At 43.7% G+C, this 26395-nt stretch carries 28 protein-coding genes; 1 reads left to right on the forward strand and 27 read right to left on the reverse strand.

Annotated elements, in window-relative coordinates; all coding sequences use genetic code 11:
• Positions 1-736: 736 nt before the first annotated feature.
• The 11 genes from H9649_RS05495 to H9649_RS05545 all read right to left on the reverse strand — a co-directional run bounded on the left by H9649_RS05495 (position 737) and on the right by H9649_RS05545 (position 10504).
• Positions 737-895, reverse strand: coding sequence for a hypothetical protein (locus H9649_RS05495; protein WP_191693723.1), 159 nt, complete (start codon positions 893-895; stop codon positions 737-739).
• Positions 892-2130 carry a helix-turn-helix domain-containing protein gene (locus tag H9649_RS05500; protein ID WP_191693724.1) on the reverse strand — a complete coding sequence of 413 codons (1239 nt, stop codon included), beginning with the start codon at positions 2128-2130 and terminating at the stop codon, positions 892-894. Before H9649_RS05500 ends, H9649_RS05495 begins: the two co-directional genes overlap by 4 nt.
• Before the next feature lie 294 nt (positions 2131-2424).
• Complete coding sequence (locus H9649_RS05505) at positions 2425-3402, reverse strand: ABC transporter permease (protein ID WP_191693725.1); 978 nt, start codon at positions 3400-3402, stop codon at positions 2425-2427.
• On the reverse strand, positions 3380-4297 hold the full coding sequence (locus tag H9649_RS05510; RefSeq protein ID WP_191693726.1) for an ABC transporter ATP-binding protein: 918 nt from the start codon (positions 4295-4297) through the stop codon (positions 3380-3382). The genes H9649_RS05505 and H9649_RS05510 overlap by 23 nt, the downstream gene beginning before the upstream one ends.
• Positions 4294-5013, reverse strand: a complete 720-nt coding sequence (locus tag H9649_RS05515) for an ABC transporter ATP-binding protein (protein WP_191693727.1) — start codon at positions 5011-5013, stop codon at positions 4294-4296. Before H9649_RS05515 ends, H9649_RS05510 begins: the two co-directional genes overlap by 4 nt.
• Positions 5006-5374, reverse strand: coding sequence for a GntR family transcriptional regulator (locus H9649_RS05520; RefSeq protein WP_191693728.1), 369 nt, complete (start codon positions 5372-5374; stop codon positions 5006-5008). Before H9649_RS05520 ends, H9649_RS05515 begins: the two co-directional genes overlap by 8 nt.
• 2 nt (positions 5375-5376) lie before the next feature.
• On the reverse strand, positions 5377-6072 hold the full coding sequence (locus H9649_RS05525; protein WP_191693729.1) for a hypothetical protein: 696 nt from the start codon (positions 6070-6072) through the stop codon (positions 5377-5379).
• Between the two features lie 2 nt (positions 6073-6074).
• Positions 6075-6857, reverse strand: a complete 783-nt coding sequence (locus tag H9649_RS05530) for a hypothetical protein (RefSeq protein WP_191693730.1) — start codon at positions 6855-6857, stop codon at positions 6075-6077.
• A 264-nt stretch (positions 6858-7121) separates the two neighbouring features.
• The gene (locus H9649_RS05535; protein ID WP_191693731.1) at positions 7122-8072 is read right to left on the reverse strand and encodes a hypothetical protein; all 951 of its coding nucleotides are present in this window, start codon (positions 8070-8072) and stop codon (positions 7122-7124) included.
• Between the two features lie 71 nt (positions 8073-8143).
• Complete coding sequence (locus tag H9649_RS05540; protein ID WP_191693732.1) at positions 8144-9802, reverse strand: sensor histidine kinase; 1659 nt, start codon at positions 9800-9802, stop codon at positions 8144-8146.
• A 12-nt stretch (positions 9803-9814) separates the two neighbouring features.
• On the reverse strand, positions 9815-10504 hold the full coding sequence (locus tag H9649_RS05545; protein WP_191693733.1) for a response regulator transcription factor: 690 nt from the start codon (positions 10502-10504) through the stop codon (positions 9815-9817).
• Between the two features lie 210 nt (positions 10505-10714).
• Between H9649_RS05545 and H9649_RS05550 the strand changes: the two genes are divergently transcribed.
• On the forward strand, positions 10715-11917 hold the full coding sequence (locus H9649_RS05550; RefSeq protein WP_225229695.1) for a DUF418 domain-containing protein: 1203 nt from the start codon (positions 10715-10717) through the stop codon (positions 11915-11917).
• Positions 11918-12151: 234 nt separating this feature from the next.
• On the opposite strand, the gene H9649_RS05555 is transcribed toward H9649_RS05550, so the two are convergent.
• The 16 genes from H9649_RS05555 to H9649_RS05630 all read right to left on the reverse strand — a co-directional run bounded on the left by H9649_RS05555 (position 12152) and on the right by H9649_RS05630 (position 26373).
• Positions 12152-12625: an acyl-CoA thioesterase gene (locus H9649_RS05555; protein ID WP_191693735.1), complete on the reverse strand. Its 474-nt coding sequence runs from the start codon at positions 12623-12625 to the stop codon at positions 12152-12154.
• A 59-nt stretch (positions 12626-12684) separates the two neighbouring features.
• Entirely contained in the window at positions 12685-13383 is a 699-nt protein-coding gene (locus H9649_RS05560; protein ID WP_225229696.1) for an ABC transporter ATP-binding protein, read from the reverse strand.
• Positions 13384-13396: 13 nt separating this feature from the next.
• Complete coding sequence (locus H9649_RS05565; protein ID WP_191693736.1) at positions 13397-14194, reverse strand: ABC transporter permease; 798 nt, start codon at positions 14192-14194, stop codon at positions 13397-13399.
• On the reverse strand, positions 14191-15162 hold the full coding sequence (locus tag H9649_RS05570) for an ABC transporter permease (protein WP_191693737.1): 972 nt from the start codon (positions 15160-15162) through the stop codon (positions 14191-14193). The genes H9649_RS05565 and H9649_RS05570 overlap by 4 nt, the downstream gene beginning before the upstream one ends.
• A complete protein-coding gene (locus H9649_RS05575; RefSeq protein WP_191693738.1) occupies positions 15152-16723 on the reverse strand; it encodes an ABC transporter substrate-binding protein in 1572 nt (523 codons plus the stop codon). The genes H9649_RS05570 and H9649_RS05575 overlap by 11 nt, the downstream gene beginning before the upstream one ends.
• A 15-nt stretch (positions 16724-16738) precedes the next feature.
• Positions 16739-17551 carry an urease accessory protein UreD gene (locus H9649_RS05580; RefSeq protein ID WP_318241654.1) on the reverse strand — a complete coding sequence of 271 codons (813 nt, stop codon included), beginning with the start codon at positions 17549-17551 and terminating at the stop codon, positions 16739-16741.
• A complete protein-coding gene (gene ureG, locus H9649_RS05585) occupies positions 17538-18167 on the reverse strand; it encodes an urease accessory protein UreG (RefSeq protein WP_191693740.1) in 630 nt (209 codons plus the stop codon). The genes H9649_RS05580 and ureG overlap by 14 nt, the downstream gene beginning before the upstream one ends.
• Positions 18168-18183: 16 nt before the next feature.
• Positions 18184-18924, reverse strand: a complete 741-nt coding sequence (locus H9649_RS05590; RefSeq protein ID WP_225229697.1) for an urease accessory protein UreF — start codon at positions 18922-18924, stop codon at positions 18184-18186.
• Positions 18866-19312, reverse strand: coding sequence for an urease accessory protein UreE (locus H9649_RS05595; RefSeq protein ID WP_191693741.1), 447 nt, complete (start codon positions 19310-19312; stop codon positions 18866-18868). Before H9649_RS05595 ends, H9649_RS05590 begins: the two co-directional genes overlap by 59 nt.
• A gap of 335 nt (positions 19313-19647) precedes the next feature.
• On the reverse strand, positions 19648-21363 hold the full coding sequence (ureC, locus tag H9649_RS05600; protein WP_191693742.1) for an urease subunit alpha: 1716 nt from the start codon (positions 21361-21363) through the stop codon (positions 19648-19650).
• Positions 21364-21729 (reverse strand): urease subunit beta, encoded by a 366-nt coding sequence (gene ureB, locus H9649_RS05605; protein WP_191693743.1) that lies wholly within the window; start codon positions 21727-21729, stop codon positions 21364-21366.
• Positions 21730-21743: 14 nt separating this feature from the next.
• The gene (gene ureA, locus H9649_RS05610) at positions 21744-22046 is read right to left on the reverse strand and encodes an urease subunit gamma (protein ID WP_191693899.1); all 303 of its coding nucleotides are present in this window, start codon (positions 22044-22046) and stop codon (positions 21744-21746) included.
• A gap of 351 nt (positions 22047-22397) precedes the next feature.
• Positions 22398-23411, reverse strand: a complete 1014-nt coding sequence (locus H9649_RS05615; protein ID WP_191693744.1) for an ABC transporter ATP-binding protein — start codon at positions 23409-23411, stop codon at positions 22398-22400.
• A complete protein-coding gene (locus tag H9649_RS05620) occupies positions 23408-24346 on the reverse strand; it encodes a C40 family peptidase (RefSeq protein WP_191693745.1) in 939 nt (312 codons plus the stop codon). The genes H9649_RS05615 and H9649_RS05620 overlap by 4 nt, the downstream gene beginning before the upstream one ends.
• Entirely contained in the window at positions 24343-25449 is a 1107-nt protein-coding gene (locus H9649_RS05625) for a mandelate racemase/muconate lactonizing enzyme family protein (RefSeq protein WP_191693746.1), read from the reverse strand. Before H9649_RS05625 ends, H9649_RS05620 begins: the two co-directional genes overlap by 4 nt.
• The gene (locus tag H9649_RS05630; protein ID WP_191693747.1) at positions 25450-26373 is read right to left on the reverse strand and encodes a S66 peptidase family protein; all 924 of its coding nucleotides are present in this window, start codon (positions 26371-26373) and stop codon (positions 25450-25452) included.
• Positions 26374-26395: the final 22 nt, after the last annotated feature.

Genomic DNA, 26395 nt, shown 5'->3' on the forward strand with positions numbered 1-26395 from the left:
TATATCGATCGGATAATTGTGTATATCTATTGAATAGCATAATATATCACCATTTCATGACCTTCGAATTAGTGAAATCTACCAGTTCAACCCCTCATCTTGTCAAAACCTTTCTTGCGCGAGCCACATTTCCGCTGCTACTCTGCAAGTTCCGCGGGATCACGACCGTGAACGAACAACTCTCGTTCGCGCTAAGTGGTTTTGACAAATTAAAAGGGGTTTCACTGCAACTGGGGGTTTTATCGATTGAATAAAACATTTTATCTATCGAATAATTGTATATATCGATTGAATAGCAATATATATCACCATTTCATGACCTTCGCACTAGTCAAATCCACCAGTTCAACCCCTTATCTTGTCAAAACCTTTCCTGCGCGAACCACATTTCCGCTGCTACTCTGCAAGTTCCGCGGGATCACGGCCGTAAACGCACGGCACTTGCTCGCGCTAAGTGCCTTTGACAAATCACCAATCTGTGTCAGCTTGGTGTCTTCCATTGCTCCATCCCACAACTGGTGATATAATGGAGCATAGCATTATCCATAAAAGGAGTGAATTCTTCATGTGGTTCGTTTATATTATGTATGCGCTGTTCGCATTTATCCTTATCGGTACAATCGGTGGTCTAGTAAGCACATTCAGCAATCATAAATGATTGTTGAAGTGCTTTTTTTTCGCATAAAAAAAGGGTGTCTCGCAGCCGACAAATGGCTTAGAGACACCTGATTTATGGTTAACACTGTGGGGGCAGAATTGTAGGTGGTGCAAAGTTTTCTCTTCCTTTTGCGAAAGTGTCGACACTGTCATTCGGTTCCAATGCCATTGCACTTCCCGTTCCAATAAATGAGGCGAACATTGCAGCCAATAGTAGAACTGACATTTTCTTTTTCAAGGTTCCTCGTCTCCTTTAATATAATAATACAAACTATATCTCTCCTCTTTTTCTTTATCTCCAAGAGAACGATAATAGTCCGCCAACTTCCATGCAGTACTTCTTGCTTCCTTTATATAACCATGTTTTGAGAGAAAAGGGAATGCAATATCTTCACAATAGTCTAAAAGCTCTTGTTGGGAAATTTGTGTCTTTCTAAAGTAGGTAGTTAAAACATCTAAATAAGCATCGTTCTTCCTATTCGCAATTAATTCCAATTTCCTAAGCGGCTCTTCAATACTGATTTTCGCCTCTGTCGCTGTATGCAACAAGTGAATCATTATCGCCTGATAATAATCCGTCCCCGGCTCAATTAACTGTTTTAACTCCATCAATAATTCATATGCAGACTGATGCAATCCTCTGCGATTTTGCAACTCCGAATAATTATATAGAGCACCTTGATATAACTCGTCCAATTCCATCATTTTGGCGTTGCGCAAAACAGTTTTGAACAATCCATCCGCCTGTAAAATCAGATCTCGATTCGTATAGTTAATGGCGAGGAGCAATTGAGCATGTAACAGCCGAATGTAATTGCAGTCTTTCAAGTAGTGATCCACGGCAAGCTCTGCATAATACGAAGAGCGGCCATATTGTGTTTTTGTATGAAGGAGATATGCTTTCTGATAGTACAACTCGCCTTCGAACATATGAGGGATACGCTCGCGGTATTGTTCAATTCCTATTAGGCGATCCTCTGCTTTTTCGAAGTCTTGCTTGAAAATGTCATACATCAAATAAATGACTTTAGAAACACCTTTTTCGTAATCGTCAAATGTGGATTGGAGTTTTTTGAGGATTGTCACTTGCTGTGTTGCTCGGGGAATTTCCTTTTTGAATAAATAATAGCGCAACTTGTACAGCTCGTATTTGTTCACTAAATCCGTCGACTGTATATACGCTTCATGCTCGGAAAGTTCCCGATATAGCAACTCCATTGATTTTAAGTCATAGTAGACTGAATATATAATGAAACTCTCTAATTTTTGTTTCCAATTTCTATAGATCTTCATTTCTTTTTCCCAATTGACATTCATCCGCCCGAACAAGGCATCTACCGTTTCCTCATGCGGTGTATATCGGTTCGACTCAATCTTACTTAAATGTGAAATCGAACAGATTCCTTCGCACAATTCACCTTGCGTGAGATTGTTCTTCATCCGGTAATACTTCACAATTGACCCGACGCTCATCTCTATCGCCCCCTATTATCCCATTATTCAAACTTTAACATGTACACTTCTTGTATACATGAGAAAACAGTCCCAGGGGAGTGAAGGACTGTTTTCTTGAGCAGATATTTTTTAGAGGAGACTGCAAAAGTTGCAGTTTCAATGCTTGCATCTTTACTATATCAAATTTCCTGTACAGATGTTATTGGGAAATTCTTTTCGTCTGCATGTACTAGATACCTTTAGACCTATGCTTGAGCTAAAAGTAAAACACCGACCTTATGGAGGCCGGTGTCAATCTGCACTTCATTCACATTAAGCAGTAATATCCCTTTTCACGAAAGTCGTATAGCTGATGATCAAGAATATGACCATATAGACAGCCAAAACAGCGAGCGAGAATGGCATTGTAATGTCTTCAACCAATTTCATGCCTGTTTCAAATTGCGTCAAATCCATATGAGTGAACAGCAAGTACTTGGCAATTTCGTATCTCGCCAGCAATGCCGATACCATCGATCCTGAGAAGTATATGAATAACGACAGACCGATTGCAAGAGAGCTGGAACGGAATACACTACCAATTGTAAATGCAAACGTAGTTATAACGAATACATTACCAAATGACAATAACAGCATGTAAAGGCTCTTACTCCAGATGGAAACTTCAACGACTTCTTTACCATTCCACGTAAGTTCCTGACCCGCCCCTGATTTAAATAGAATCATAGACAAGACAATATAGACGATGAACCCGATGACCATCAATAAAATCCCAAACAAATTAACCGTCAAAAACTTTGATGTAAGGATTTTCCATCTTTTCACAGGACGCGTAAGCAACATCTTAATCGTTCCTTGCGAAAACTCGGAAGCGACAATTCCTGCCGCAACGATGACCGTCAATAACAATACCGTACCACCAAGACTTGATGGATTCATGATCATCCCTTCTTTGCTAAAGGGAGAAATCGGTTCCACATCGTTTGCAAGTCGATATTCCAGCACTTTTGCTTGACCCTCCAAATCCAGGCGTTCTGATTTAGATAAGGAATCGTGCGCTAATTGGGCCTCGACAAAGCCCAGTTCTTCTTGTAATGAACCTTTCCAGTCTGGCTTTCCAGAAACTTCGATTGCGCCATTTCCGAAAGCCGTCGACTTACCATTCTGCACATCGATAAACTTCATGATTCCCATCATGCCGCCAGTCAAAAGAATTAGAATCCCGACCATGATCCACGTACTTTTCTTATTCCATAGTTTCATCCATTCATTTCGTATAAGATTCAGCAATTTGGCCACCTCCTGTCATTTCAAGGAACTCATCTTCTAACGTTTTGCGATGTGGCTGCACCGCAAACACTTGCAAGCCTTTGGCAATGAACGTCTCAACGATGCCCGGGATCTGGTGCTGTTCTGCATTGATCAGCAGTCCGTTTTTCAACGGTTCAGCAGTGAATCCTTCATTGACAAGCAACTGTTTTGCCGTATCCTCCGGTGTTGCTTCTATATAGTAGAATGAATCTTTTGTGTCGGACATTTCTCGGATATCAATCAGTTTCCCATTTTGAATGACCGCAATCCGGTCGCACATCAGCTCGATTTCAGACAGCATATGGCTTGAGACGAAGACGGATACCCCTTCCGTTTCCGCGATTTGGCGTAAATAGTGACGGAATTCACGAATACCAGCAGGATCCAGTCCATTCGTCGGTTCGTCCAAGATGAGGAATTTAGGTCTGTGCAATAAAGCCTGGGCAAGCCCTAGTCGTTGGCGCATTCCTAACGAATAGGTGCTTACTTTTTCGTGAATACGATTTTGCATGCCTACCTGGTTCACTACTTCGGTAATGCGCTCTTTCGTCACGCCTTTATGCATGCGTGCAAAGTGAACGAGATTTTTGTATCCCGACATGAACTTATACATCTCCGGATTTTCAACAATTACTCCTACTTTTGAAAGACTCTCTTCAAAGTTATCATTAAGCGACACACCGTCTATGATGACATCTCCACTGGTCCGCTTCATTAGTCCAACCATCATCCGAATTGTCGTCGTCTTCCCTGCACCATTTGGGCCGAGGAAGCCTGTGATCGTACCAGGGTAGGCAACTAAGTTCACGTTGTCGATAATTTTTTTCTTTCCAATTGTTTTTGATAGATTTTTTAGCTCAACTACTGGTTTCATACATTTATCTCCTTTCCTTGTTGTGGTTCTTTGAACAATGACACCATCCAACTTGTTGCGTCAACGCCATAGAAATCGCGTATCTCATCTATCGTTTCATGCGCAATAATTTGACCGCCACGCATGACGATGATTTCATCCAACAGTGGTTCAACTTCACGTATTTCATGCGTCGACATAATAATTGTTTGCTCTTCTGGATTTGTAAAACGAATTAGCCCTTTCGCAATATCATCTCTTACCATCGGATCGAGTCCTGAAAAAGGTTCATCAAGCAAATAGATTTTCGCTTCCCTTGCAAGTGTTACGGCGATTTTCACGCGACCTCGATTCCCTTTAGAAAGACTTTTCATCTTTGCTTCATGTGGCACTTTCAAAAAGTCCGCAAGCTCTTTCGCTTTGATCAAATCAAAATCTGCGAACTGCGAATCGTAAAATTCCATTAGCTCTCTCACTGTGAAATAGGGGTAAAACAAATCCGTATCGGACATGTAAGCCAAATCCGTCGCAATTGTACGTGTAATGGATGTACCTCTATACGTCACAGACCCTGTGCTGATGGATGATAAACCGGCAAGCACTTTCAGCAATGTCGATTTCCCACTCCCGTTCTCCCCAACAAGTCCGATTACTTTCCCTTTTGGAATAGACAACGTCACGCCGTTTAGCGCACGCTTCGCTCCATATTTCTTTACAACCTGATTCAACTCAATCATTACTTTCACCCCAATCTTTCAAACACTCTACAATTTCATCTTTTGTAAACCCAAATGCCGCGACACTTTGCAGAAACGTCCTCACAAGTTGCTCCTTCATATCATTACGAAGTGCTGCAATTTTTTGCTCATCCTCAGTCACGAATGATCCCTGCCCCCTTCTCGTTTCGGTGATTTCCATCTGCTCTAACTCCTTGTAAACACGCTGCATCGTATTCGCGTTAACACCCGCTTCTACTGCATATTCACGAACAGACGGCAACTTTTCCCCAACCGTCAATGTGCCGTTTAGTATATCCCCCAAGATACGGTCGATGAGCTGCTGGTAAATCGGTTTGTCCGGTAGAAAATCAATGCCCATCGTCATACCCTCACTTTCTTATCAAGCAGAACAGTGCCTGCTGAGAAAAATACAATTGAAAACAGTGCATATGTGATAAAACCTACTACACTTAACGGTGCATTTTCAGGGAATACACTTGTCAAAACAGCCCAAAGAGTCGACATCATAAGCACTGGAATGAGAATGATAAACGCTGCAAAGTTCCCAATTCTCAGTTGAATAACCCCTAACAAAATCCATACAAATAGGACTGCCACCGTATTGAACACCGCATTGACAACTGCCGTTGCACCAAGTTTCGCCGCTAGCCAAACCGCTTCGGACAACGGAAGTGCATTTTCCGGGGCACTATAGTAATAGGTGATTCCAGCAAGGACACTAGTAAGCAACATTGCCACTACAACTGCTATTATCGCAACAAACACCTTCACTCCAAGCACCTGGAACATCGAAGCTGGTGAATGAAGCCATACGTCTAGCTGTTTCCGTTCATACTCGATACTAATGACAATTAGTATCGGACCAATAATTAGTAAAATTCTTAACATCATGTCATACAGACCTTGCGGATCAATATGCTCAAAAGTTTTGAGACCTGCCAATACTGGCGTCAAGTTGGCAAAACAAATCAGCAAAGTTACAACGATAAAAGCAATCATCTGCCAACGCATCAGTATCCATTCTTTTTTCAGTAAACCGCGCCATCTCCACGTCATCGTCATATCCTCACTTTCTTCTCAAAGAGCTTAATTGCAAGGAAGAATAAAATGACCGCCAATGCTGTATCAAATAGAATATCCCCGATATAGATATCAAAATTCATAAAAAGAGACGAACCCTCTCCTATTTCCAGCTTCGCGTTTTTCATCTCCAACAAGTTGAGTTTACCTGTGTGAAACAACCGATCATATAAACGCGATGCAGTCACCTCTCCGTATAAACGTGCAGAAAGGACGAACAGAAGTACAGTCACGACAATGGAAAACCCTTTTAAAAAAGGTTTGATCAGCCGGTCGATAACGATGAAGAAAAATCCGACAATCATCAACATCAAAGATACAGAGAAAAAGAATATGAGTGCCGATGTGCCAAAAAACGCCAACTCATCAAACGTTATTTCACGCGCATCTGTAATAGCAAAACGCACTGCAACAACCGCAGCTGGTACAAGCAAAGAAACTGCCCCGATGAATGCCGCCATCAATAACTTAACGCCAATTAACTTATAAATGCTCGCGGTCGAATGCAACCACAAATCCTGCAACTTCATATCCCGGTTGAACATTGTCGCAAAACATATGACGGGAACAATCATCCCAACCATCATCACCATGAAGCTGATCATCAATGTCATTTCGAAAACTATCTCAAAATCCTCGGTGATTTTACCGACAACTGTCGGCATAAACAATAACGCAATAATCGCAAGTCCGATCGCAAAAATGAGCTGCCATCTCCACTGCACCCACTCTTTGCGCATCAGTCCATTCCATTGTTTCATCCGTCTGCCTCCTTCTGTACTGGTGTATTAGTTACATAGTACACTACTATATGCAGACGTGTAAAGGAAATTTAATAATACGAGCGAAATACATCAAAGGTCCTAAAATGGTGATAAGTTTAGTTATTCGATTGATAAAAGTTGCTATTCCATCGATAAACGTCCGTATTCAATCGATAAAGTCCACTATTCAATCGATAAACACGCGTATTCGATCGATACCCAGTGCTCGTCTTGCATTTGATTGCACACCAAGCAGGCGAATCAAGATTCAATGATCGCCTGCTCCTGTTCATCCAAACGCCTCGACTCTTCAATCGCCTCATCGCGTTTGCGCTTCAAATGATCTTGCACCCGGCGTACTTCCCGAAGCACAACATTCAACTTGCTTTTCCCCTCCGTAATGCGCGAATGCACCATCCAATCCGAAAATATGTTATCAAAAAACAAATCCGTGAACGTGAAAATATCATTCTGGTTCACTTTGAATGAATCGGACGCCACATCATGCACATCCATCAATTCTGTCTCGTAGTGTCGTAGAGCGCGTTGTGCACGATGAACAAGATCATCCGAGCCTTCCATTTCCGAATACTTCATCGCGGACACAATCATGCCCCCTCCTAAAAACGTATCCCAAATCGACAATCCTTCCGCACTACCAAGCTTATCAAGCGCAGCATCTAGTGCCCGTATCGCCTTATCACCAGCTTCAAGCGCTTCGTCAATTTCACGTTTCAATGAACCAATGCGCACCCGATCATCGGCAATCTGCTGTAAGGTTGCGTTTGCAACCGTATCATTTTGCCTGATCCACATCTCTTTCTCTCGAAGAAAATCCGACCAATCTTCATCGACATATTGGAAGTCCGGATTTCTCATCTGCTCACACAAGCGTCCAACCTCCGCTTCGAGATCAATGACAGTCTTTTCCGCTTCATTATATTTCAGCTCAACTTCTGCCACTTCATTAATCTCTTTCTCCATTTGCGCATCCCATTTGCCCGTCCATTCTTTCAGCTTATTCGCAAATGAAAACTTCCCGAGTTTAATAACATCCTGCTGCTCTTTTGACAACTGCCACTCCAACTTGCCCCGTGTCTCAAGCGCAGCCTTATACTGAACTTCCGCACCTTCCAATCTACGCCTCACCCGATCGCGCTCATTTCGCAACGTCGTCAATGCTATTTGTCGTTCGTGAATAGCTGCCCGCATCATAATCACTCCTTTAAGAATTCCCTAACTATTCATACGGATAGATTACTAGTTTAGTTTCAACTAGACGCTCATAAAAAAGGTAGCTTTATAGAAATTGTTGTCCCAACTGTAGATGTTGTCACTTCAATTTCTCCACAATGCGCTCTGACTAGCTGTTGCGCAATCGTCAAACCAAGACCAGTTCCGGAATCATCTGTCGTTGTATTTGTTCCCCTGTAATAACGATTAAAAAGGTTCTCCAACATATGCGTTGGAATACCTTCACCCTCATCTCGTACATCCAACACGACAAAGTCGCCATCCGTTCTAATCTCAGTGTGGACAGGCGTCCCAGCGGAGGTGTGCTTAATTGCATTTCCAACAATATTATCCAATACACGTTCAAACCGTTTTTGATCAATTTCCACGTAAACTTCTTTGTCACCAATTGGATTACGCAACTCTTTCCAACCACCTCTCTCAACATAGTCACTCACGTATGTGAAGAAGTTTACTTTCATTTTGTCAAAGATAACTCCGTCACTCTTTAACTGATAGGTATACGTCAATTCATTGATGAGTGTATCCATATAGCTAGATTTCTCGACCATCGTTTTTGAAAATCCCCTCACTTCTTCAGATGTCCAGTCATGCTCAGATGATAACATATTGGCATATCCGTAAATTGAGCTTAAAGGCGTTTTCAAATCGTGTGACAATCCTGTAATCCAGTCTTCCCGTAACCTCTCTGTTTGAAGTATTATTCGTTCATTCGTTTCCAGTTTCTTCGATAAACGCATTAATGACCGGTCAATATCCTCATACATCCTGTATTTCCTCTTAAAACGATTCTTCTTTGTTCTCATCGCTCGATCAGTCGGCCGCTCATAATGTTTATTGGATAACTGTTCAATCCATCTCAAGAAATAGAAAACCGGCTTCACATAATTCCTGCCTATCATCAATGAAAAACCTAGTGTAAATAGCATTAAAAAGACATGAAACCCTATGAACCACTTCACCATTCTTTTCAAAAACAAAATATCATTTGGTGCAAGTGCTTGAAAATACGGATTTTCCATACGAACGAAAACTATTTCACCAGAAGAAAGTTTTGTAAAACTAACTACCTCTTCTCGTTCATTCATCGAAGCATTACTCGCTAAAATGTCAACTGGAGTTATTTCCCCCTGCTGTTTAGCTGAGTTTGAGTAAAGTAAAATTCCATTTGCATCAAACAATTCAAATGAGGCATGCCGTTCTTTTAAAAGCTGTTCATCCTCTTGTGATAAGGATGGAAACGAAGGGCTAGCCTCTAATATCCGCAATACTTCGTCACTACTAGTATAAGGAATAAACACTAACATCTCCTCATTATCCATCTTCCATGCATGTACCCCTTTACGTCCTGAAACTTCAGTTAACTCATCATTCGTATATGATTCAGGGAGCACACCCTCTCTCGTGGAATGAACAACTCGTCCTCCCTCATCAATCAGTTGAACTACTCCTCCACTTCGATTAGCTATGTTTATAAAAGGATCGGAAAAGGATTGAGTACCATTTTCATGTAAAATCCCACGTTCAACATCGGTTTTTTCAAGTGCACGTATGTCATGAAAATAAAAATCCGATAAGAAATTCGAAAAGAATACAACTATAAGGATTGTTGTTCCAATAAATAAGATTCCGTAAAAAGTAAGAAAATAAAGAATGAAACGGATTGTCATTTTACTTGATAGCTTCATATTCATGCCCTCCTAGACATTAAACTTATAACCCATCCCCCGCACGGTCACGATATACTCGGGCTGACTAGGATTACGTTCCAACTTTTCACGCAACTTCCGAATATGCACCATGATAGTATTGTCATCAATGATTTCGTCATACCCCCAAACAGATTCAAACAATTGCTCCTTGGAAAGTACTTGATTGGGATGTGAGCAGAACAGCTCTAGTAGCTGAAATTGCTTTTGGGTCAATCCAACTTCCACTCCCTGAATCGTTAACACCGCCGCATCCACATCCAAATGAATAGATCCATATGTATACTCATGCTTTTTCTTTTCATTACTAGCTAAATAGCGCGTAATTTGCACCTTTACTCTAGCCGCTAATTCCATTGGGTTGAAAGGTTTTGTAATATAGTCATCCGCTCCGTGCATGAATCCCCGCAAAATATCTGCATCAGACGATTTCGCAGTTAAAAAGAAAATGGGTGCATCAGAACGTTTCCGTATCTTATTAGCTAGCTCTAATCCCGTTCCATCTGGCAACATAATATCGAGGATAAACAAATCATATTCCTTGTTTCTCATAAAATTCCCTGCTTCTTCACAAGATGCTCCTACATCGATTTGTGAAAATCCTTCTTTTCGCAAAATAATATCGACCATATCTCCAATGGCTTGCTCATCATCCACAACTAATATTTTTGCATAATCCATTAAACGTTCCTCCAAATTTAAGATTCTGTTAAGGTACATTTCACTTGTACATAAGCTTTATCTCTCATACTAACAATAGTTCGTGATAATATGGATAGTTTTTCTATTAATTGCTTGAAAAAAAGTAATTATTTCGCTTCTATATCAGTATCACAAACACAATTCCAGGAAAATAAATCCTTGGAAACTACTAGTTTGGAGGAATTTAATTTGAAACAACAACGCGTACACTTGATCGATGGGATGCGAGGGTTAAGCTTATTTGGGATACTATTAGCTAATCTATTGATTTTTCAATATGGAATTTGGGGGAAAGATGATTTGAGTTTGGCACCGATTGATAATGGTGCGTATACTTTCGTTAAAGTTTTTATTGAAGGAAGCTTCATGCCTATCTTTACGTTCTTATTCGGGTATTCCATTGTAAAGATGACTGAGAGTTTACAACATAAAGGCTTGAAGGTGAAGCGTTATTTCGTTCGAAGATTCGTCTTTTTAATTTTGTTAGGGATTTTGCACGGCACCTTTTTATGGGAAGGAGATATTCTAACATTTTACGGGGTGTTTGGGTTTTTCTTATTGTTTTTTATAAGAAGGAAAAAAAGAACAATTTTAATATGGGGTTTAATACTGTTTGTCTTGATGAACGCTATCATGCTAATAGGAGCCAGTTTCGGAGGGGAGCTAGATTCAACAGAAGAATTTGTGGCATCTGACAGCTATCTTGAAAAGATGAACGAAATTTATGCAACAGGGACATATGCAGAAATCTATCATTTTAGAAATAATGAAGATCCAATGTCTGATTTGCCAGGTGCGCTAGTTTTTGTTGTTTTCATCCTATCGCCAGTTATAATGGCTCCTCTATTCTTGTTCGGCATGTACGCAGCACGAATCCAACTGTTCAAATCCCCACTTCAAGAAGGTGCTTGGTACTTAAAAGCAACGCTATTATTAGTCCCACTTGGGATACTCATGAAAGGAGCGGGCGAACTAGTCCCATTAAGCGGATGGACTGATTTTCTCATTGGCAGCGGTGCACCTATCTTGGCACTTGGCTATATATTCGCTTTTGCTTATCTGTATACCAAAATGGACGGCTCGATTATCATGCGCGCATTTGAAAGTGTTGGCAAACTCTCACTGACAAACTACATTATGCAAACCGTCATTTGCACAACTATCTTTTACGGGTATGGTCTCGGTTTATTCGGAAAGCTAGGAGTCTTAAACGGGATTTTACTCGGAATCCTGATCTTCGTCATCCAATGCATTTCTAGCACCTTCTATTTGCGATTTGTCCCACGAGGTCCTTTGGAATTTATTTTGCGTATATGGACAAATTTATCTTGGAACGGTCGTGCAAAAACGAATATTTCCAATCCTAGTATCGCTTCAAAATCAGAGGTATAAATCCAAAATAATTACTGTATCACGTACGAATATACAACTAAAAGTTAAAAAAACGGCTAGCCAAAAGCCATTCAGCGCGACAAAATCTCCACAAACAAAAAACTCCCGCGAGTATCCATACACTCGCGGGGAAACTAAACTCCATATTCTTCTGTACAACTCCATAACTTTAACTAAAACTCCATAATCGACTGTAAAACTCCATAACTCACGCTAAAACTCCATAAAAGCTAATCAATGCATAATAGCTCTACGCATCTTCCGGTGTTCGCGCCGCGCAGGTCCCGTCTCAAACAACCGTTTCTCCATCTCCGTTTCAGGAAACACGCCCGGAACCGGAATCGGCTTCTTGTCCTCATCCATCGCAACGAACGTCAAAAATGATTCCGTCGTCAGTCGTTTTGCGCCAGTTTCTAAATCCATCGAATGTACAGAAACGAATATTTCCATCGATGTCCGTCCCGTCGAACTAACTACGGACTCCAGTTCCAGCACGTCTCCGACTGTTGCAGATGACAGGAAATCCACCGAATCGATGGACGCTGTAACAACTGCCGTCTGCGCGTGCTTCATCGCTGTGATTGCAGCAATCTCATCTATGTAAGCGAGGACTTTCCCTCCAAAAATCGTTTGCATATGATTCGTGTCAGGCGGCAATACAAGCTTCGTGCTAATTGTCCGCGAGTGACTCATTGGTCGTTGTTCCATGTAAATTCATCTTCCTTTCCATATCGATTGCCTCTTAAGTATACACATATCCTACTTATTCACTCAAACAATCGCTGTGCATATGGATGAGAAAATACAAATGTGCCGTCCTGCTTCACACTATCTTCTACAATCCGCCCATCTTTCATCACATACACACGGTCACACAAATAGTTGACCACCTTCAAATCATGTGAGATGAACAAAATCGCCATTCCCATCTCTTCATTCAACCGTTTCAACAACTCAACAATCTCTTTTTGAATTAACCTATCCAAACTCGAAACAATTTCATCGCAAATAAGCAGCTCCGGTTTCACTAAAATAGAACGGAGTAAATTGACACGTTGCCGCTCACCGCCACTCAGTTCAGACGGCAAACGATCCAAATGCACATCACTTAAACTAACAAGCGATAACATTTCCTTAATATATCCCTCACGATCCCCTTTCATTAACCGTAACGGTTCCAATAAACTTGCACGTACAGTCCAAGTGGGATTTAACGCAGCGGTAGCATTTTGAAAGACAATCTGGCAGGAGTCATAGAAGTTTCCCGATCTTGAAAACGAGATCTCTCCTTCATCCATTGTCTCCAATCGCATAATCAGACGTGCCAACGTACTCTTTCCGCTTCCACTTTCGCCGACAAGTCCGACAAGATCACCTTTGCCAATCGACAAGTTAATATCTTCAAGCACACCTTTTCGCTGTCTGCCACGTCCATACCGCTTTGCAACATGTTCAATTTTTAGCAATGCAATCCCCTCCTTACAATCGACTGTCCTTCAACATTTCTCCTATAAAATTAATGGAGAGCACTGTAAAAAAAATGAGCAAGCCAGGGAAAAGGCCAATCCACCATGCTCCAATCAATAAATCATTCTGCGCATTGTACAACATATTGCCCCAAGACGGAATGGAAGGAGGTATGCCGATTCCAAGGAAACTCAGCGACACTTCGATGAATACAGCACCGGCCAAATTGAAAATCGTTACGACAAATAATGGCGTTACACTATTACGCAACAAATGCCCAGTAATAATCCGCCATATAGGCGTTCCGAACATCCTCGCCATCTTCACATAATCCGCTTCTTTTAAGCGGATGAATTCAGATCGGACAATGCGAGCTGTCGTAAACCAGCCGGTCACGCCGATGATAAACGTCATTCCCCACATTCCGCCCTGCATAACCGCTTGGAACGCCAGAACAAAAATGAGTGAAGGAATAGAGATCAAAGCTTCCAATAGGCGCATCATTGCAGAATCTACCCATCCGCCTACATAACCGCTAACGCTACCGTACATGACGCCAATAACGAGAGACAGCAAAACGGAACCAAAAGCGACAGTCAATGTTACTTTGCCTCCATGCAACAATCGGGTAAATACATCACGACCAAGATGATCCGTCCCGAGAATATGCCCATCTCCCGGAGCCATATACACTTTATCCATATTCATTTCATTCACAGGATAGGTCGAAAACAAATTAGCAAACACCGTTATGAGTACAATCAAACCAAAGAGTGCGCACCAGAAAATGAATATTTTGTTAGACTTCATACACCCAACTCCCTTTTCCGCAACTTCGGATCGAGGATAAACATGAGCACATCAATGACAAACAAACTAACTACTACAATTATACCCGTCAACATAATACCGCCCATGAGCAACGGATAATCCTTCACCATGACAGACTTCGCCATCAGTTGACCGAGGCCTGCCCACGAAAACAACGTTTCTACGATAACCGAGCCTCCGAAAAACGACGGAATTGTCATACCAAGATAATTCAAATAAGGAATAAGTGCATTGCGTAACACGCCGCTTCTTATTTCACGTTCTTCCACACCATTTGCCCGTGCTGTTTTCACATAATAGCTTCTCATTTCCATCTTTACACTATCTTGAAGAAAACGTGCATACACACCGACGTGTGTCAGTACAATCACAGCTGCCGGCATGATGAGATGCCTTACTTTATCAAAAAAATCGTCATTGCCCCCAATACTTTGCATACCGGAAGAAGGGAGTAATCCCAGTTTCAAGCTGAAGAGATAAATGAAAAGAATGCCGAGCCAAAAAGCTGGAATAGACGAGGAGGCGATGCTGAAAGAGGATAGTCCCCTGTCCAAGAGTGAATTCGGCTTCATCCCAGCTTCCATACCGAGCAAAATGGAACCAGTCACAATGAAAAACAGCGAAACACCTACGAGCAACAACGTATTTGTCACCCGTTCAGCAAGAATTGCTGACACAGGGCGACCTTCTTTTGCAGACATGCCAAGATTACCTTGCACTGTCTCCATCAGCCACGCCCCGTACTGGACGACTAACGGCCGATCAAGCGCAAAGGTGCGGCTAATACGCTCTTTCTCGGCAGCACTCAACATCTGTGCATTGCCTCCGTAATAAGCGGTCGCTGAACTTCCGGGACTTGCATGCATAATGAAAAAAGAGAGGAAGCTCAAGATGAAGAGGACGAGTATCCCCAACATCATGCGCTTCCCAATCCATTTAACGGTCATTCCATTTCCACTCCTCGACATTCCATAGGAAACCTGAACCGTGGTGACCGAGTGTTCGCTCTTTCACACCTTCAATATTCCCATGAATGCCATATACAGCATCTACATAGGCAACAAACGCAAATGCGGGATCTTCCGCAAGTGCTTCTTGGAATACCAAGTAACTTGCTTTTCGTTCTTCCACATCAGTCGATAAACGGCCTTGCTCTAGTAACTCATCCACTTTTGCATTTGCGTAGCTTCCATAATTATACCCCGAACTCGTCAAACTCGATTCACTTGAGTGAAATAAGCTGTACGTATGGTGATCGGCGTCATACGGGCTGCCCCATCCAATCATGAATGCGTCCGTATCATCAATCGTGATGGCTGACCAATCAAGCGCCGCCACTTCTACTTGCGCACCTATTGACTTATATCCTTCTGCAAGATAGTTGGCCATATTCACACGTACCGCGTCAGATGCAGGAGCTGTAATTGTGAATGAAAGTTTTTGATCGTCTTTATAACGGAAACCGTCTTCTGCCTTCAACCAACCCGCAGCATCTAGCAGCTTTTCGGCTTTTTCAATGTCATAACTGTAGTTCTCAATGCTATCATTATGAAAAGCATGTTTTTGAAGCGGTGAATAGGCTTCTTCTCCATACCCTTTCAAAATACCTTTGACAACTTGTGCTCGATCGATTGCAAAACTGAATGCCTGTCTAACGCGCACATCTTGCCATAACTCGTTTTGCATATTAAATAACATACCACGATAATCCGCCGTATCAATATCATAAATTTTCAAGTGATCCTTTTTTTCCATTTCAGCAACTTGGTTTGGATCGAGCAATGCAATGTCCACTTCCCCCGATGCCAGTTGAATTGCGCGGACGTTACTGTCTGGAATGAACTTGAATATGACCTGCCCAATGGATGGCTGCAATCCATAAAATTGGTCAAAAGCTTTCAACGTTAAATTTGTGCCGCGATTCCACTCACCGAACTGATAAGGCCCTGCTCCAATCGGATGGCTATTGAAAGAAGCTGTTCGCATGTCTTCTTCAATGAAGGCGTGCTTCGGCAGGATTGGAACAGTCAGTTTGTCGAGGATAGGTGTAAAGGGACGTTTTAGTTTCAATTCAAATTGATAGTCGTCAATTTTTTTCAATGCATCCACTTCCGTAAAATCAGACTTCAGGTAAGATGCATTGTTGTCGTCCAATATGCTTTCAATTGTGAAGATAGCGTCTTCCGCAGTAAGTGGTTTACCGTCATGGAATGTAATATCGTCTCGCAACTTGAAAGTGTACGTCAGTTTGTCATCGGACATGTCATAGGACTGAGCAATATCCGTAGTAGCTTCGTTGTCTTCATTGAAGCGGAACAACCCGCGGAATAGTAAAGCATCTACATTCGTCTCTTCTAAAATTGGATTCAACCCGTCAAATTCCGATTCTGAAGCATAAATTAGTTGGTTTTTACTAGCATCAGTAGAATTTTCTTTCTTTTGCCCGCAACCCGCAAGAACGACTAGTAACAACAATACGGCGATGATGACTACTTGTCTTTTTCTCATACGTTCCTCCACTTCTTACATACGTACTGCGAGTTCAGTAAATACCCGCTTCATTTCCTGTTGCAACTGCCATTGATCGACGCCAAGAAAGCGGCAATGGACCGCATGACTCGATAACCTTGTGATGCCAGCGCGCAAGCCATTTCCGACTTGCATCGATTCTTGAATGTTGCGAAGGTCGATTTCGCTCGAAGTTTCCGACACGAGCCAGATTGAACCAATATACAATGCTTCTTCAAGCATGCCTAGCTGCGCATAATGCATCGTATCTGGTGTGAAATGGATCGCGTCAAACGCGACCAGCTCACCATCAACAGCTATTTTCATCGTCGATTTCAAAGAAGTGAAGTCGAATACTTCGCCCCGCTTTTCCCTGCCTGGAGCCAGTATTTCACCCCAAAGCAGTTTTGAACCCTTTGCAACGCGAATTGTTGTATCCATTTGAAACTTGGCGTCCGCAAACGGAATGATCACTTCAGGCATCCACTCTAAACGTGAATCTTCTTCAACTTGAACGTCGATTGATTGCACACACGTTTCACCTGTATGCGACCGATAGATTTTCAACGCTGATTGCTGGATCATGCGCACGTCACTTCCCGGTTTTAACCGAATTGAAATATCGTTTCGGTCACCTGCGACCATGCCTCCTGAAGATTCCATCACATAGACCGTCGCCATCGGGTTCTTTCCTTCATACAATTCTCGACTTGCTTTAAGAGGAGGTTGCTGGAACACATTCGGCATTCGCGTAAAACCTCTTCTTGGCTCAAATACCAAGTCCAGCTTCCCGTGATGATTAATGCGTGCCACCTTACTTACTGTCACTTGTAACCCCTGCACCTTCAAGCAACATGCTATGTTTGATCCACTGGATGATTTGTTCCACATTTTTCTGCGTGCGGACATCTGCAAACACGTAAGGACGACCGTTACGCATGTTCAAAACGTCACTTTCCATAACCTCTAAATCGACACCGACATGTGGGGCAAGTTCCGTTTTATTAATTAATAAAAGATCCGATCGCGTTAACGCAGGACCACCTTTACGCGGTATATCTTGTCCTTCCGCCACGTCGATTACGTAAATATAACCATCGACCAGTTCCGGACTGAATGTTGCGGACAAATTATCGCCGCCACTTTCCACAAAGATAATATCCAAGTCATCAAAGCGCTCTTTCAATTCATCAATCGCCGCAAAGTTCATGGAGGCATCTTCACGTATTGCTGTATGTGGACAACCGCCTGTTTCCACGCCGATAATCCGATTTTCCTCTAATACTCCGTTGCGTATTAAAAACTGCGCATCTTCTCGTGTGTAAATATCATTCGTAATTACAGCAATGTTATAGTCTGCATGCATAGCGCGAGTCAACTGGTCGACGAGCGATGTTTTGCCCGATCCGACTGGACCCCCGATGCCGATTCGTACTGGTTTCATAGACAATCCCTCACATTCATGAAATAAATAACCTGGAGAATAAATACTCGTGTTTCATAGACGCCAACTCGATACCGAGTGCGTTATTACATAGATCTGCTTCTGTTAACGTGGTTACAAGTTCCGTTGCATGTACAACTTCTTCGGATAATTCATGCATGGCTTGTACACCTGTATTTTGACCGAACGGCACAGCACGTACCGCATTTTGGATAAGACCGTTGATAGAGGCAAATAAATACGCGAGCACCGCATGATGGACAGCCACTTCACTGACAGCACAGTATATGCCGTATGAAATGGCATAATGACCTTTTACTTCATTTAATTTAATGCGGTTTTGCCATTCGTCGAAAAACGGGTCTTCTACAAGAGGGGCAATGGTGCGAATGAACTGTCGGCCTAAGTTGACACTTGCGTCGCGTGATTCTTTTGCTAGTTTAATAGCCCCGCAAAGCTGTTCCAACTCAAGTAGACGGACGCTATCCTTATTGCGTGCGGCTGCATGCGCGTCCTGTATGAGAATCGCATCGCCGTAGACGAGGTTCTGATGGAGAAAGCTTGAACAAAATTCGATCAAGTGCTCTTTGCTCCGGATGATGTCTTCCTGAATATACGTCTCCATTCCATATGATTGTGTGTAGGAGCCGATCGGAAATGCGGAGTCATGAATTTGAAGCAGCCGCAAAAATTGCAGATCAGTGGGAGTGGCCCCGGTATTTGAACGGTTGTTTGAAACGGCGCTCGGTTGTTTCATAGTCGACACCTACTTCATCCAGTAATGGCGCTAATGTGTGATCTGCACGGACGATGATTTCATCTTTTTCGATTAATGATGGTGTGTGGCGGTTGCCAAGTTCAAATGCCGCTTTGCCCATTTCGACCATGTCTTTTGGGCGGATGACGATGACGCTTTCCGTTTTTGTACGGACGGCAATGCAGCGTTCTGCGTCTTCGAATAGGATGTCACCGTATTGGAGCGGTTCTTCTTGGTCGATGCGTAGGGCGATGTCTGTACCCGCTGTTGTTTCGGTGCGGATGATGCGTTTGCTCAGTTCTTCCCATTCGAGTTCGACCCATTCGAGTTGTTTACCGGAGATTTCTTCTGTATCTCCGATGTTGCCGATGATTTTTTCGATTAACATGTTGTTTCCTCTTTTCTTGGAGAGTATATAAATGTTGATTTACGCTGCAGGTGGACGCTTTCTGCGGGCACGGCTTCAGCCGATCGAACTGCGAAGGGTTCGATTTGCCGTATTTCTGCGAACTCCAGAAATTAAGGCAGCAATGCTCAAAAAGCTACGCTTTTATTCGCAAAAGCCGTTCTAAGTGACGGCTTTCGCTCAGTCCAGGGTCTTCAGCTCGCGCTTTTCCCGCTAGAGTCGCCACCTTCCGCTTCAATCAACGGAGCCACTTAGTAATAAGTAATTTAAGACCGAACAAAACCAAACAAAATCAAATAAAACAATTCAAAAACCAATCAGAACAAGAAATATCTCTGCGCCATTGGTAAGACACTTACGGGTTCGCATGTGGCTAGTTCTCCGTCGATTTTCACTTCGTATGTCTCGGGATCGACGTCGATGACGGGCATTTCGCTGTTGTGTTTCATGTCGGCTTTGGAGATGGTACGGCAGTTTTTGACCGTGCCGATCATTTTCTTTAGGCCGAGTTGTTCAGGAAGACCTTCTTCGACTGCGATTTTAGGCAGGAATGTCATGCCGACGTTTTGTGGTCCTTGTCCGTGGAAACCGAACATTCTGCGTCCCATCATTGGTTGAGGGGTCGGAATGGATGCGTTCGGGTCTCCTGTTATGGCGTACACTGCGACGCCTGCTTTGATGACGACTTCTGATTTCACACCGAAGAATGCCGGGTCCCAAAGGATGATATCTGCGAGTTTTCCTTCTTCAAGGGAACCGATTTCGTGTGAGATCCCTTGTGCTATGGCTGGATTGATTGTGTATTTGGCGATATACCGTTTGACGCGGTAATTATCGTTGTCATTGCCCTCATCTTGCGCCAGTGGACCGCGTTGCATTTTCATCTTGTTCGCGGTTTGCCATGTACGGATCGCAACTTCACCGACACGACCCATCGCTTGCGAATCGGATGACATGATGCTCAATATGCCAGCATCTTGCATAATGTCTTCTGCAGCTATTGTTTCCGGACGAATCCGTGAATCTGCAAATGCGACGTCTTCTGCTACGTCATGCTTCAAGTGATGGCAAACCATGAGCATGTCCAAATGTTCGTCGATTGTGTTTGTCGTGAACGGCTTTGTCGGATTTGTCGAGGCAGGTAAAATATTTGGCAATGAAGCCATTTTCAATTGGTCAGGCGCATGGCCTCCGCCCGCGCCTTCTGTATGAAAGACGTGAATGACACGACCTGCAATTGCTTCAATTGTCTCCTCTACGAATCCCGCTTCGTTCAATGTATCTGAGTGTAATGCGATTTGAATGTCATATTCATCTGCCACATTGAGACTTTGATCAAGTGCAGATGGTGTTGCGCCCCAGTCTTCATGGATTTTCATCCCGATTGCCCCAGCGCGTACTTGTTCCACTAGCGGCTCAGGAAAAGCCGCACTCCCTTTACCGAATAAACCGATATTCATCGGAATGTCCTCGATAGCTTGCAACATCCGGTGCAAATGCCATTTCCCAGGTGTCACCGTCGTTGCACGAGACCCCGCTGCAGGACCCGTTCCACCGCCGATGAATGTCGTCGTTCCGGCAAACAATGCTGTATCCACTTGTTGCGGACTGATGAAGTGAATATGCGTGTCAATTGCCCCTGCAGTTGCTATGAGCCCTTCTCCCGCATACACTTCTGTACCGACACCGATAATCATGCCTTGATCGACACCATCCATCGTATTCGGATTTCCAGCCTTACCAATCCCAGCGATACGGCCATTTTTAATGCCGATATCCGCCTTTACGATTCCTGTATAGTCAATGATCATCACATTCGTAATGACCGTATCAAGCACACCTTCTTCAGACGTCTTCTGGCCGTTCTGTCCCATCGAAACGCGCAAAGACTTCCCGCCACCGAAAATGCCTTCATCCCCATAAGTCGTATAATCCTTTTCAATCTCTATCCATAAATCCGTATCGGCCAGACGCACTTTATCTCCCACAGTCGGACCGAACATCTTTGCATACTGCTCATGTGTAACCTTCACTTAACTGTCAGCTCCTTTGAACCCACCGTCAGATGCTTTTTCAATAATCTCGGCTTTTTTATGTGTCGAACCTTCCGTCAATTGATTCAGACCGAACACATGACGCTTGCCACCAAACTCGACAAGTTCCACTTCCTTCTCTTCGCCTGGCTCAAAACGGACAGCCGTACCGGAAGGAATATTCAAATGCATCCCAACAGCTTGCTCACGATCAAATTCAAGAAACCTATTCACCTCAATGAAATGAAAATGCGAACCGACCTGAATCGGACGATCTCCTGTATTCGCAACCCGCACCGTCTTCACATCACGACCAACGTTAATATCAATAATCCTATCGGCCGTCCTGATCTCTCCTGGAATCATCAATAAAACCTCCTTCACTGAATCGGATTATGTACCGTCACAAGCTTCGTACCATCAGGGAACGTACACTCAATCTGCACATCACTGATCATATCAGCGACACCTTCCATCACATCATCCACCGACAATACATGCTTCCCTTCACTCATTAGTTGCGCAACCGACATCCCGTCACGCGCACCCTCCATGATGAAATGACAAAGAAGCGCCATCGCCTCGGGATAATTCAACTTCACACCTCGCGCCTTCCGCTTTAACGCAAGCTCACCCGCCACATGCAATAATAATTTCTCCTGTTCAACTGGTGACAATTTCAACAACAAACACCTCCGCTAGTTAAATTTGGACATTTCAAAAAACTTAAGACAAAAATCTGCCTTATGCTACGTACTATTCTTTTTTTTTCACACCATTTTTGTGTTTTGCATGAATATGCAATAGTGGACAGACGTCCAATTGATTGGGACCTGGCATCATGCAGGTCGATAGAGGGAAGAGAGGAAAACTATAACAATACTAGTATAGGACATAGTCATTTAGTTGGCAACATTAATAGTATTAGGGGGCTTTTCACACTAACGAAAGACCTTTTTTTGAATCGCATCATGGGTGCATTTACATGCATACAGAACGTCTGCGTAACCGTACAAGAAAAGCCGCCCTGACAATCAGGACGACTCGACTGGAACTTTAACTGCATCATTCCGCTTCATCACTTCTTCATCGTGCAAGTGACAAGCGACAAAATGTCCTTCTTCTTTTTGCAACCACTTCGGCTTGAGCTCCGCGCACACCGGCATTGCATACGGACAACGCGTCCTGAATACACAACCTGACGGCGGATTAATCGGACTTGGCAACTCCCCTTCAAGCAAGATCCGTTCGCGTGATTCTTCGATATCCGGATCGGGAATCGGAATGGCTGACAGCAAAGCTTCCGTATACGGGTGCAACGGTTTGTCGTACAACTGTGCACTTGTCGTAAGCTCGACCATATGCCCTAAGTACATAACTGCAATCCGGCTCGATATATATTTCACCATCGACAAATCATGTGCGATGAACAAATATGTCAACCCTTTTTCACGTTGCAGACGTTGCAGCAATTTTACAACTTGTGCTTGTACCGAAACGTCCAAAGCTGAAATCGGTTCATCTGCAATGATGAATTCAGGATCGAGCGCAAGCGAACGTGCAATACCGATACGTTGACGTTGACCTCCTGAGAATTCATGAGGGTAACGATTGGCGTGGTCACTATTCAGTCCTACGTCCGTAAGCAATTCATTGACACGATTGCGCATCTCTTGTTGTGTCTTATACATGCCGTGAATTTGTATCGGTTCCGCAATAATTTCATACACTGTCGATCTCGGATTCAAGGAGGCATAAGGATCTTGGAAGATCATCTGCATTTTCTTCAGGAATCGTTCTCTTTCCTTGTCCGTCATATCATGGACGCTTTGTCCTTCATACAACACATCACCGTCTGTTTTATTGTACAGGCCAAGAATTGTCCGACCCGCTGTTGATTTCCCGCAACCTGACTCTCCAACAAGACCGAATGTCTCGCCTCTCAGTATGTCAAAACTAATTCCGTCGACCGCTTTCAACGTCATTCCTTTACCTACGTCAAAATGCCGTTTCAGATCTTTGACGGATAAAATCACATCTTCTGTCATTCGTCTGCCCCCTCTCCATGACCGTACCTTCGTACTGCGCACAGTTCTTTTTCTAATTTTGAACCCGCAAGTTTCATTATTTCAATCGCTTGCCCTGTTGAAGGAGAATGGAGCATCAGACCGTTTCCGTAGTAAAATCCGACATGACGGACATTGCCCTTTCCTTCATCATTCGCAAAGAACAATAAATCACCTTTTAGCCAATGTGTCGTATCATCCATCGGTACTTCTTCTCCGCTTTTTGCCTGATCACTTGCATCCCGCGGAATGAAGTAACCGCACGCTTTTAACATATTGTACGTAAATCCTGAACAGTCATAACCATACGACGACATGCCGCCCCAGAAGTACGGAAGGTCCAAATACGCAAGCCCTTCATCGACTGCCGCTGCAGCCGACCGCTTATGGAATTGATGAACGGAACTCGCCCTCACGATATCCATCTTCAAAATGAGTGCTTCGCCGTCTGGTGTCAGCACTGTAAAATAATCATCACTTTCGTCCACTAACGGCAACATCGTATTGAACGGGACAATCAGTTTAGGTGTTCCATCCATGTTCCATAATTGTGATTTCGCTACAGCTACACGGATAAAACCGCCCGCCGATTCAACCTGTTCCGCTTCTTTTAGTTGCGCAACAGGGACCCATCCCGGATAACCCCGTTCATCCTTTTTGCACGGTTGCCAAACAGCAATCACTTTTGCCCATTCTCCAACGATTTCATCGACGATGACAGGTTCGCCGTACAACAATTGTGTCTGTACCCGGTTTCCTTCACAAAGATCCAGTCGCTGTTCATACGCAAGTTTTTCAAGCCATTTATTCAGATGGACCGGATTTGACGTTCCCTCTCCATCGAGATCACGCGCAGAATCCGGTGATGTCCAAATCGTGGCAACAGGGACATTGCATGTAAACATATTCACAGTCATCTTGATTCCTCCTTTCCAATTCGGGACATCCCGTCATGATCTAGACCCAGTCCGGAACTTACAGGCATCCGGATTTTCCTGCCTTCATAGACAATTCCACCCGGTACGATATCTTTCGCAAGCATCAGAGGCGCATCGAAATCGAACCGCGTAATATTCGGCTGGCTCGCCGCCAGATGAGCCGCAGCTGTAATACCAAGCTTCGTCTCAATCATGCTGCCGACCATACATTCGACGCCGAATGTTTGCGCCAACGCATTGATTTTAAGCGCTTCATGAATACCGCCTGATTTCATCAGCTTAATGTTGATCAAGTCAGCAGCGCGATTTTCCAATACGCGTAGCGCGTCTTTTGCTGAGAAGACGCTTTCATCCGCCATAATCGGTGTCAACGTATGGTTTGTCACGTATGTAAGGCCTTTTATATCATCCGCAGGGACAGGTTGTTCAATCAATTCGATGTTCAGACCTGCGTCCTCCATCTTGCCGATTGCAAATACTGCGTCTTTCGGCAACCAACCTTGATTGGCGTCCAGTCGGATTTTCACACTCTTACCGACACGTTCCCGGATAGCCTTGATCCGTTCAATATCTTCACTAATTTCACCGATACCGACTTTCACTTTCAGCACATTGAAGCCATCTGCAATATAACGTGCTGCATCATCCGCCATTTCAGCAGCGTCATTGACACTAACCGTGAAATCCGTTTCGATTTCGTTGCGGAAGCCCCCTAGCAATTGATAGAGTGGTAAACCTGCCAGCTGTCCAAGTAGGTCATGAATGGCCATGTCGACTGCTGCTTTCGCACTTGTATTGCGGACGATCGACCGGTTCAACAGATGGAACACTTCCTCGCGATTGGCGATAGCCTTACCGATCAATTGAGGTGCAATCACTTCTTCGATTGCATACTTGATGCTACCGAGCGAGTCACCGGTGATGACATGTGTCGGTGGTGCTTCTCCCCAACCGGTGCGGCCGTCGTCACATACCACTTTGACGTAAATTGCGTTGGCTGTCGTCACTGTGCGCAATGCTGTTTTAAACGGCTTCGTCAATGGGACGGCGACTGAAATTGTTTCGATGGATTGGATATGCATTCATTCCACCCCCGGTAAAATCGTCAATGTCTTGTTGTCCGCATCTAACTTCGCTTGGACACCTAGCGGAATTGCAAAATGTGGTTCGCAATGTCCGATTTTAAAACCGCTAACAACAGGGATGCCTAGATTGCCCAAATAGTGGTTGAAGACGGTATCGAGTGAAGCAGCTTGCGGCTCTTTCTTCGGTTGTGCATCCGCAAAATCCCCGATGATGACGCCTGCTACATCTGCCAATTTCCCCGCCATGCGTAACTGGTTCAACAAACCGTCCACTCGATAGGGCTCTTCTCCGATATCTTCGATCAGCAGTAACTTTCCTTTCGTATCCACTTCGAATTTCGTTCCGATTGAACTGACGAGCAAACTAAGATTGCCTCCTACCAGTTCCCCTTCAGTAATCCCTCCGCTTACTGTCGTCAACGGTGAAATGTCTTCTGTGTAATGCAGTTCCATCGGTTCGAACAGTTGTTGGAACATTTTCGCGGATAGTTCATGGAATTCTTCTTTTCCGATACATGACGCAAGCATCGGTCCATGGAACGTAACTAGATTCGAATACACGCCGATTGCTGTGTGCAGGAACGTAATATCGCTGAAACCCCAGAAGATTTTCGGGTTTTCTGCAATCAATTGCAAATCCAGCTTGTCAGTAAAGCGAGCTGATCCATATCCACCACGTGCACAAATAATGCCTGCTATTTCAGAGTCCGCAAACATGTCTTCAAGATCCTGACGACGGTCGTCATCTGTTCCCGCCAAGTAACTGTCTTTGTCATAGACGTGTTTTCCGAACTTCCACTTCAAGCCGAGCTGTTCTAAAAACGGTAGTGCACGTTGTAGGCTTTCCTCTTCAGAAGGACTCGCGGGTGACACGATCCCGATTGTATCTCCCTTTTGTAGCCGTTTTGGACGAATTTTCATACTATCCCTACTCTCTTGTATT

Source organism: Sporosarcina quadrami (assembly GCF_014836615.1).
GTDB classification, from domain to species: Bacteria; Bacillota; Bacilli; order Bacillales_A; family Planococcaceae; genus Sporosarcina; species Sporosarcina quadrami.

Bases quoted from the DNA above. Each gene is read 5' to 3' on its own strand.
- H9649_RS05555 (WP_191693735.1), bottom strand. From the start codon at position 12,625: ATGGAACAACGACCAATGAGTCACTCGCGGACAATTAGCACGAAGCTT.
- H9649_RS05565 (WP_191693736.1), bottom strand. From the start codon at position 14,194: ATGAAGTCTAACAAAATATTCATTTTCTGGTGCGCACTCTTTGGTTTG.
- H9649_RS05510 (WP_191693726.1), bottom strand. From the start codon at position 4,297: ATGAAACCAGTAGTTGAGCTAAAAAATCTATCAAAAACAATTGGAAAG.
- H9649_RS05530 (WP_191693730.1), bottom strand. From the start codon at position 6,857: ATGAAACAATGGAATGGACTGATGCGCAAAGAGTGGGTGCAGTGGAGA.
- H9649_RS05520 (WP_191693728.1), bottom strand. From the start codon at position 5,374: ATGGGCATTGATTTTCTACCGGACAAACCGATTTACCAGCAGCTCATC.
- H9649_RS05535 (WP_191693731.1), bottom strand. From the start codon at position 8,072: ATGCGGGCAGCTATTCACGAACGACAAATAGCATTGACGACGTTGCGA.
- H9649_RS05575 (WP_191693738.1), bottom strand. From the start codon at position 16,723: ATGAGAAAAAGACAAGTAGTCATCATCGCCGTATTGTTGTTACTAGTC.
- H9649_RS05500 (WP_191693724.1), bottom strand. From the start codon at position 2,130: ATGAGCGTCGGGTCAATTGTGAAGTATTACCGGATGAAGAACAATCTC.
- H9649_RS05630 (WP_191693747.1), bottom strand. From the start codon at position 26,373: ATGAAAATTCGTCCAAAACGGCTACAAAAGGGAGATACAATCGGGATC.
- H9649_RS05545 (WP_191693733.1), bottom strand. From the start codon at position 10,504: ATGGATTATGCAAAAATATTAGTTGTGGATGATGAGCAAGCCATTGGA.
- H9649_RS05570 (WP_191693737.1), bottom strand. From the start codon at position 15,162: ATGACCGTTAAATGGATTGGGAAGCGCATGATGTTGGGGATACTCGTC.
- ureB (WP_191693743.1), bottom strand. From the start codon at position 21,729: ATGATTCCAGGAGAGATCAGGACGGCCGATAGGATTATTGATATTAAC.
- ureG (WP_191693740.1), bottom strand. From the start codon at position 18,167: ATGAAACCAGTACGAATCGGCATCGGGGGTCCAGTCGGATCGGGCAAA.
- H9649_RS05595 (WP_191693741.1), bottom strand. From the start codon at position 19,312: ATGTTAATCGAAAAAATCATCGGCAACATCGGAGATACAGAAGAAATC.
- H9649_RS05615 (WP_191693744.1), bottom strand. From the start codon at position 23,411: ATGACAGAAGATGTGATTTTATCCGTCAAAGATCTGAAACGGCATTTT.
- H9649_RS05525 (WP_191693729.1), bottom strand. From the start codon at position 6,072: ATGACGTGGAGATGGCGCGGTTTACTGAAAAAAGAATGGATACTGATG.
- H9649_RS05625 (WP_191693746.1), bottom strand. From the start codon at position 25,449: ATGCATATCCAATCCATCGAAACAATTTCAGTCGCCGTCCCATTGACG.
- H9649_RS05590 (WP_225229697.1), bottom strand. From the start codon at position 18,924: ATGAAACAACCGAGCGCCGTTTCAAACAACCGTTCAAATACCGGGGCC.
- H9649_RS05620 (WP_191693745.1), bottom strand. From the start codon at position 24,346: ATGACTGTGAATATGTTTACATGCAATGTCCCTGTTGCCACGATTTGG.
- H9649_RS05540 (WP_191693732.1), bottom strand. From the start codon at position 9,802: ATGAAGCTATCAAGTAAAATGACAATCCGTTTCATTCTTTATTTTCTT.
- H9649_RS05515 (WP_191693727.1), bottom strand. From the start codon at position 5,013: ATGATTGAGTTGAATCAGGTTGTAAAGAAATATGGAGCGAAGCGTGCG.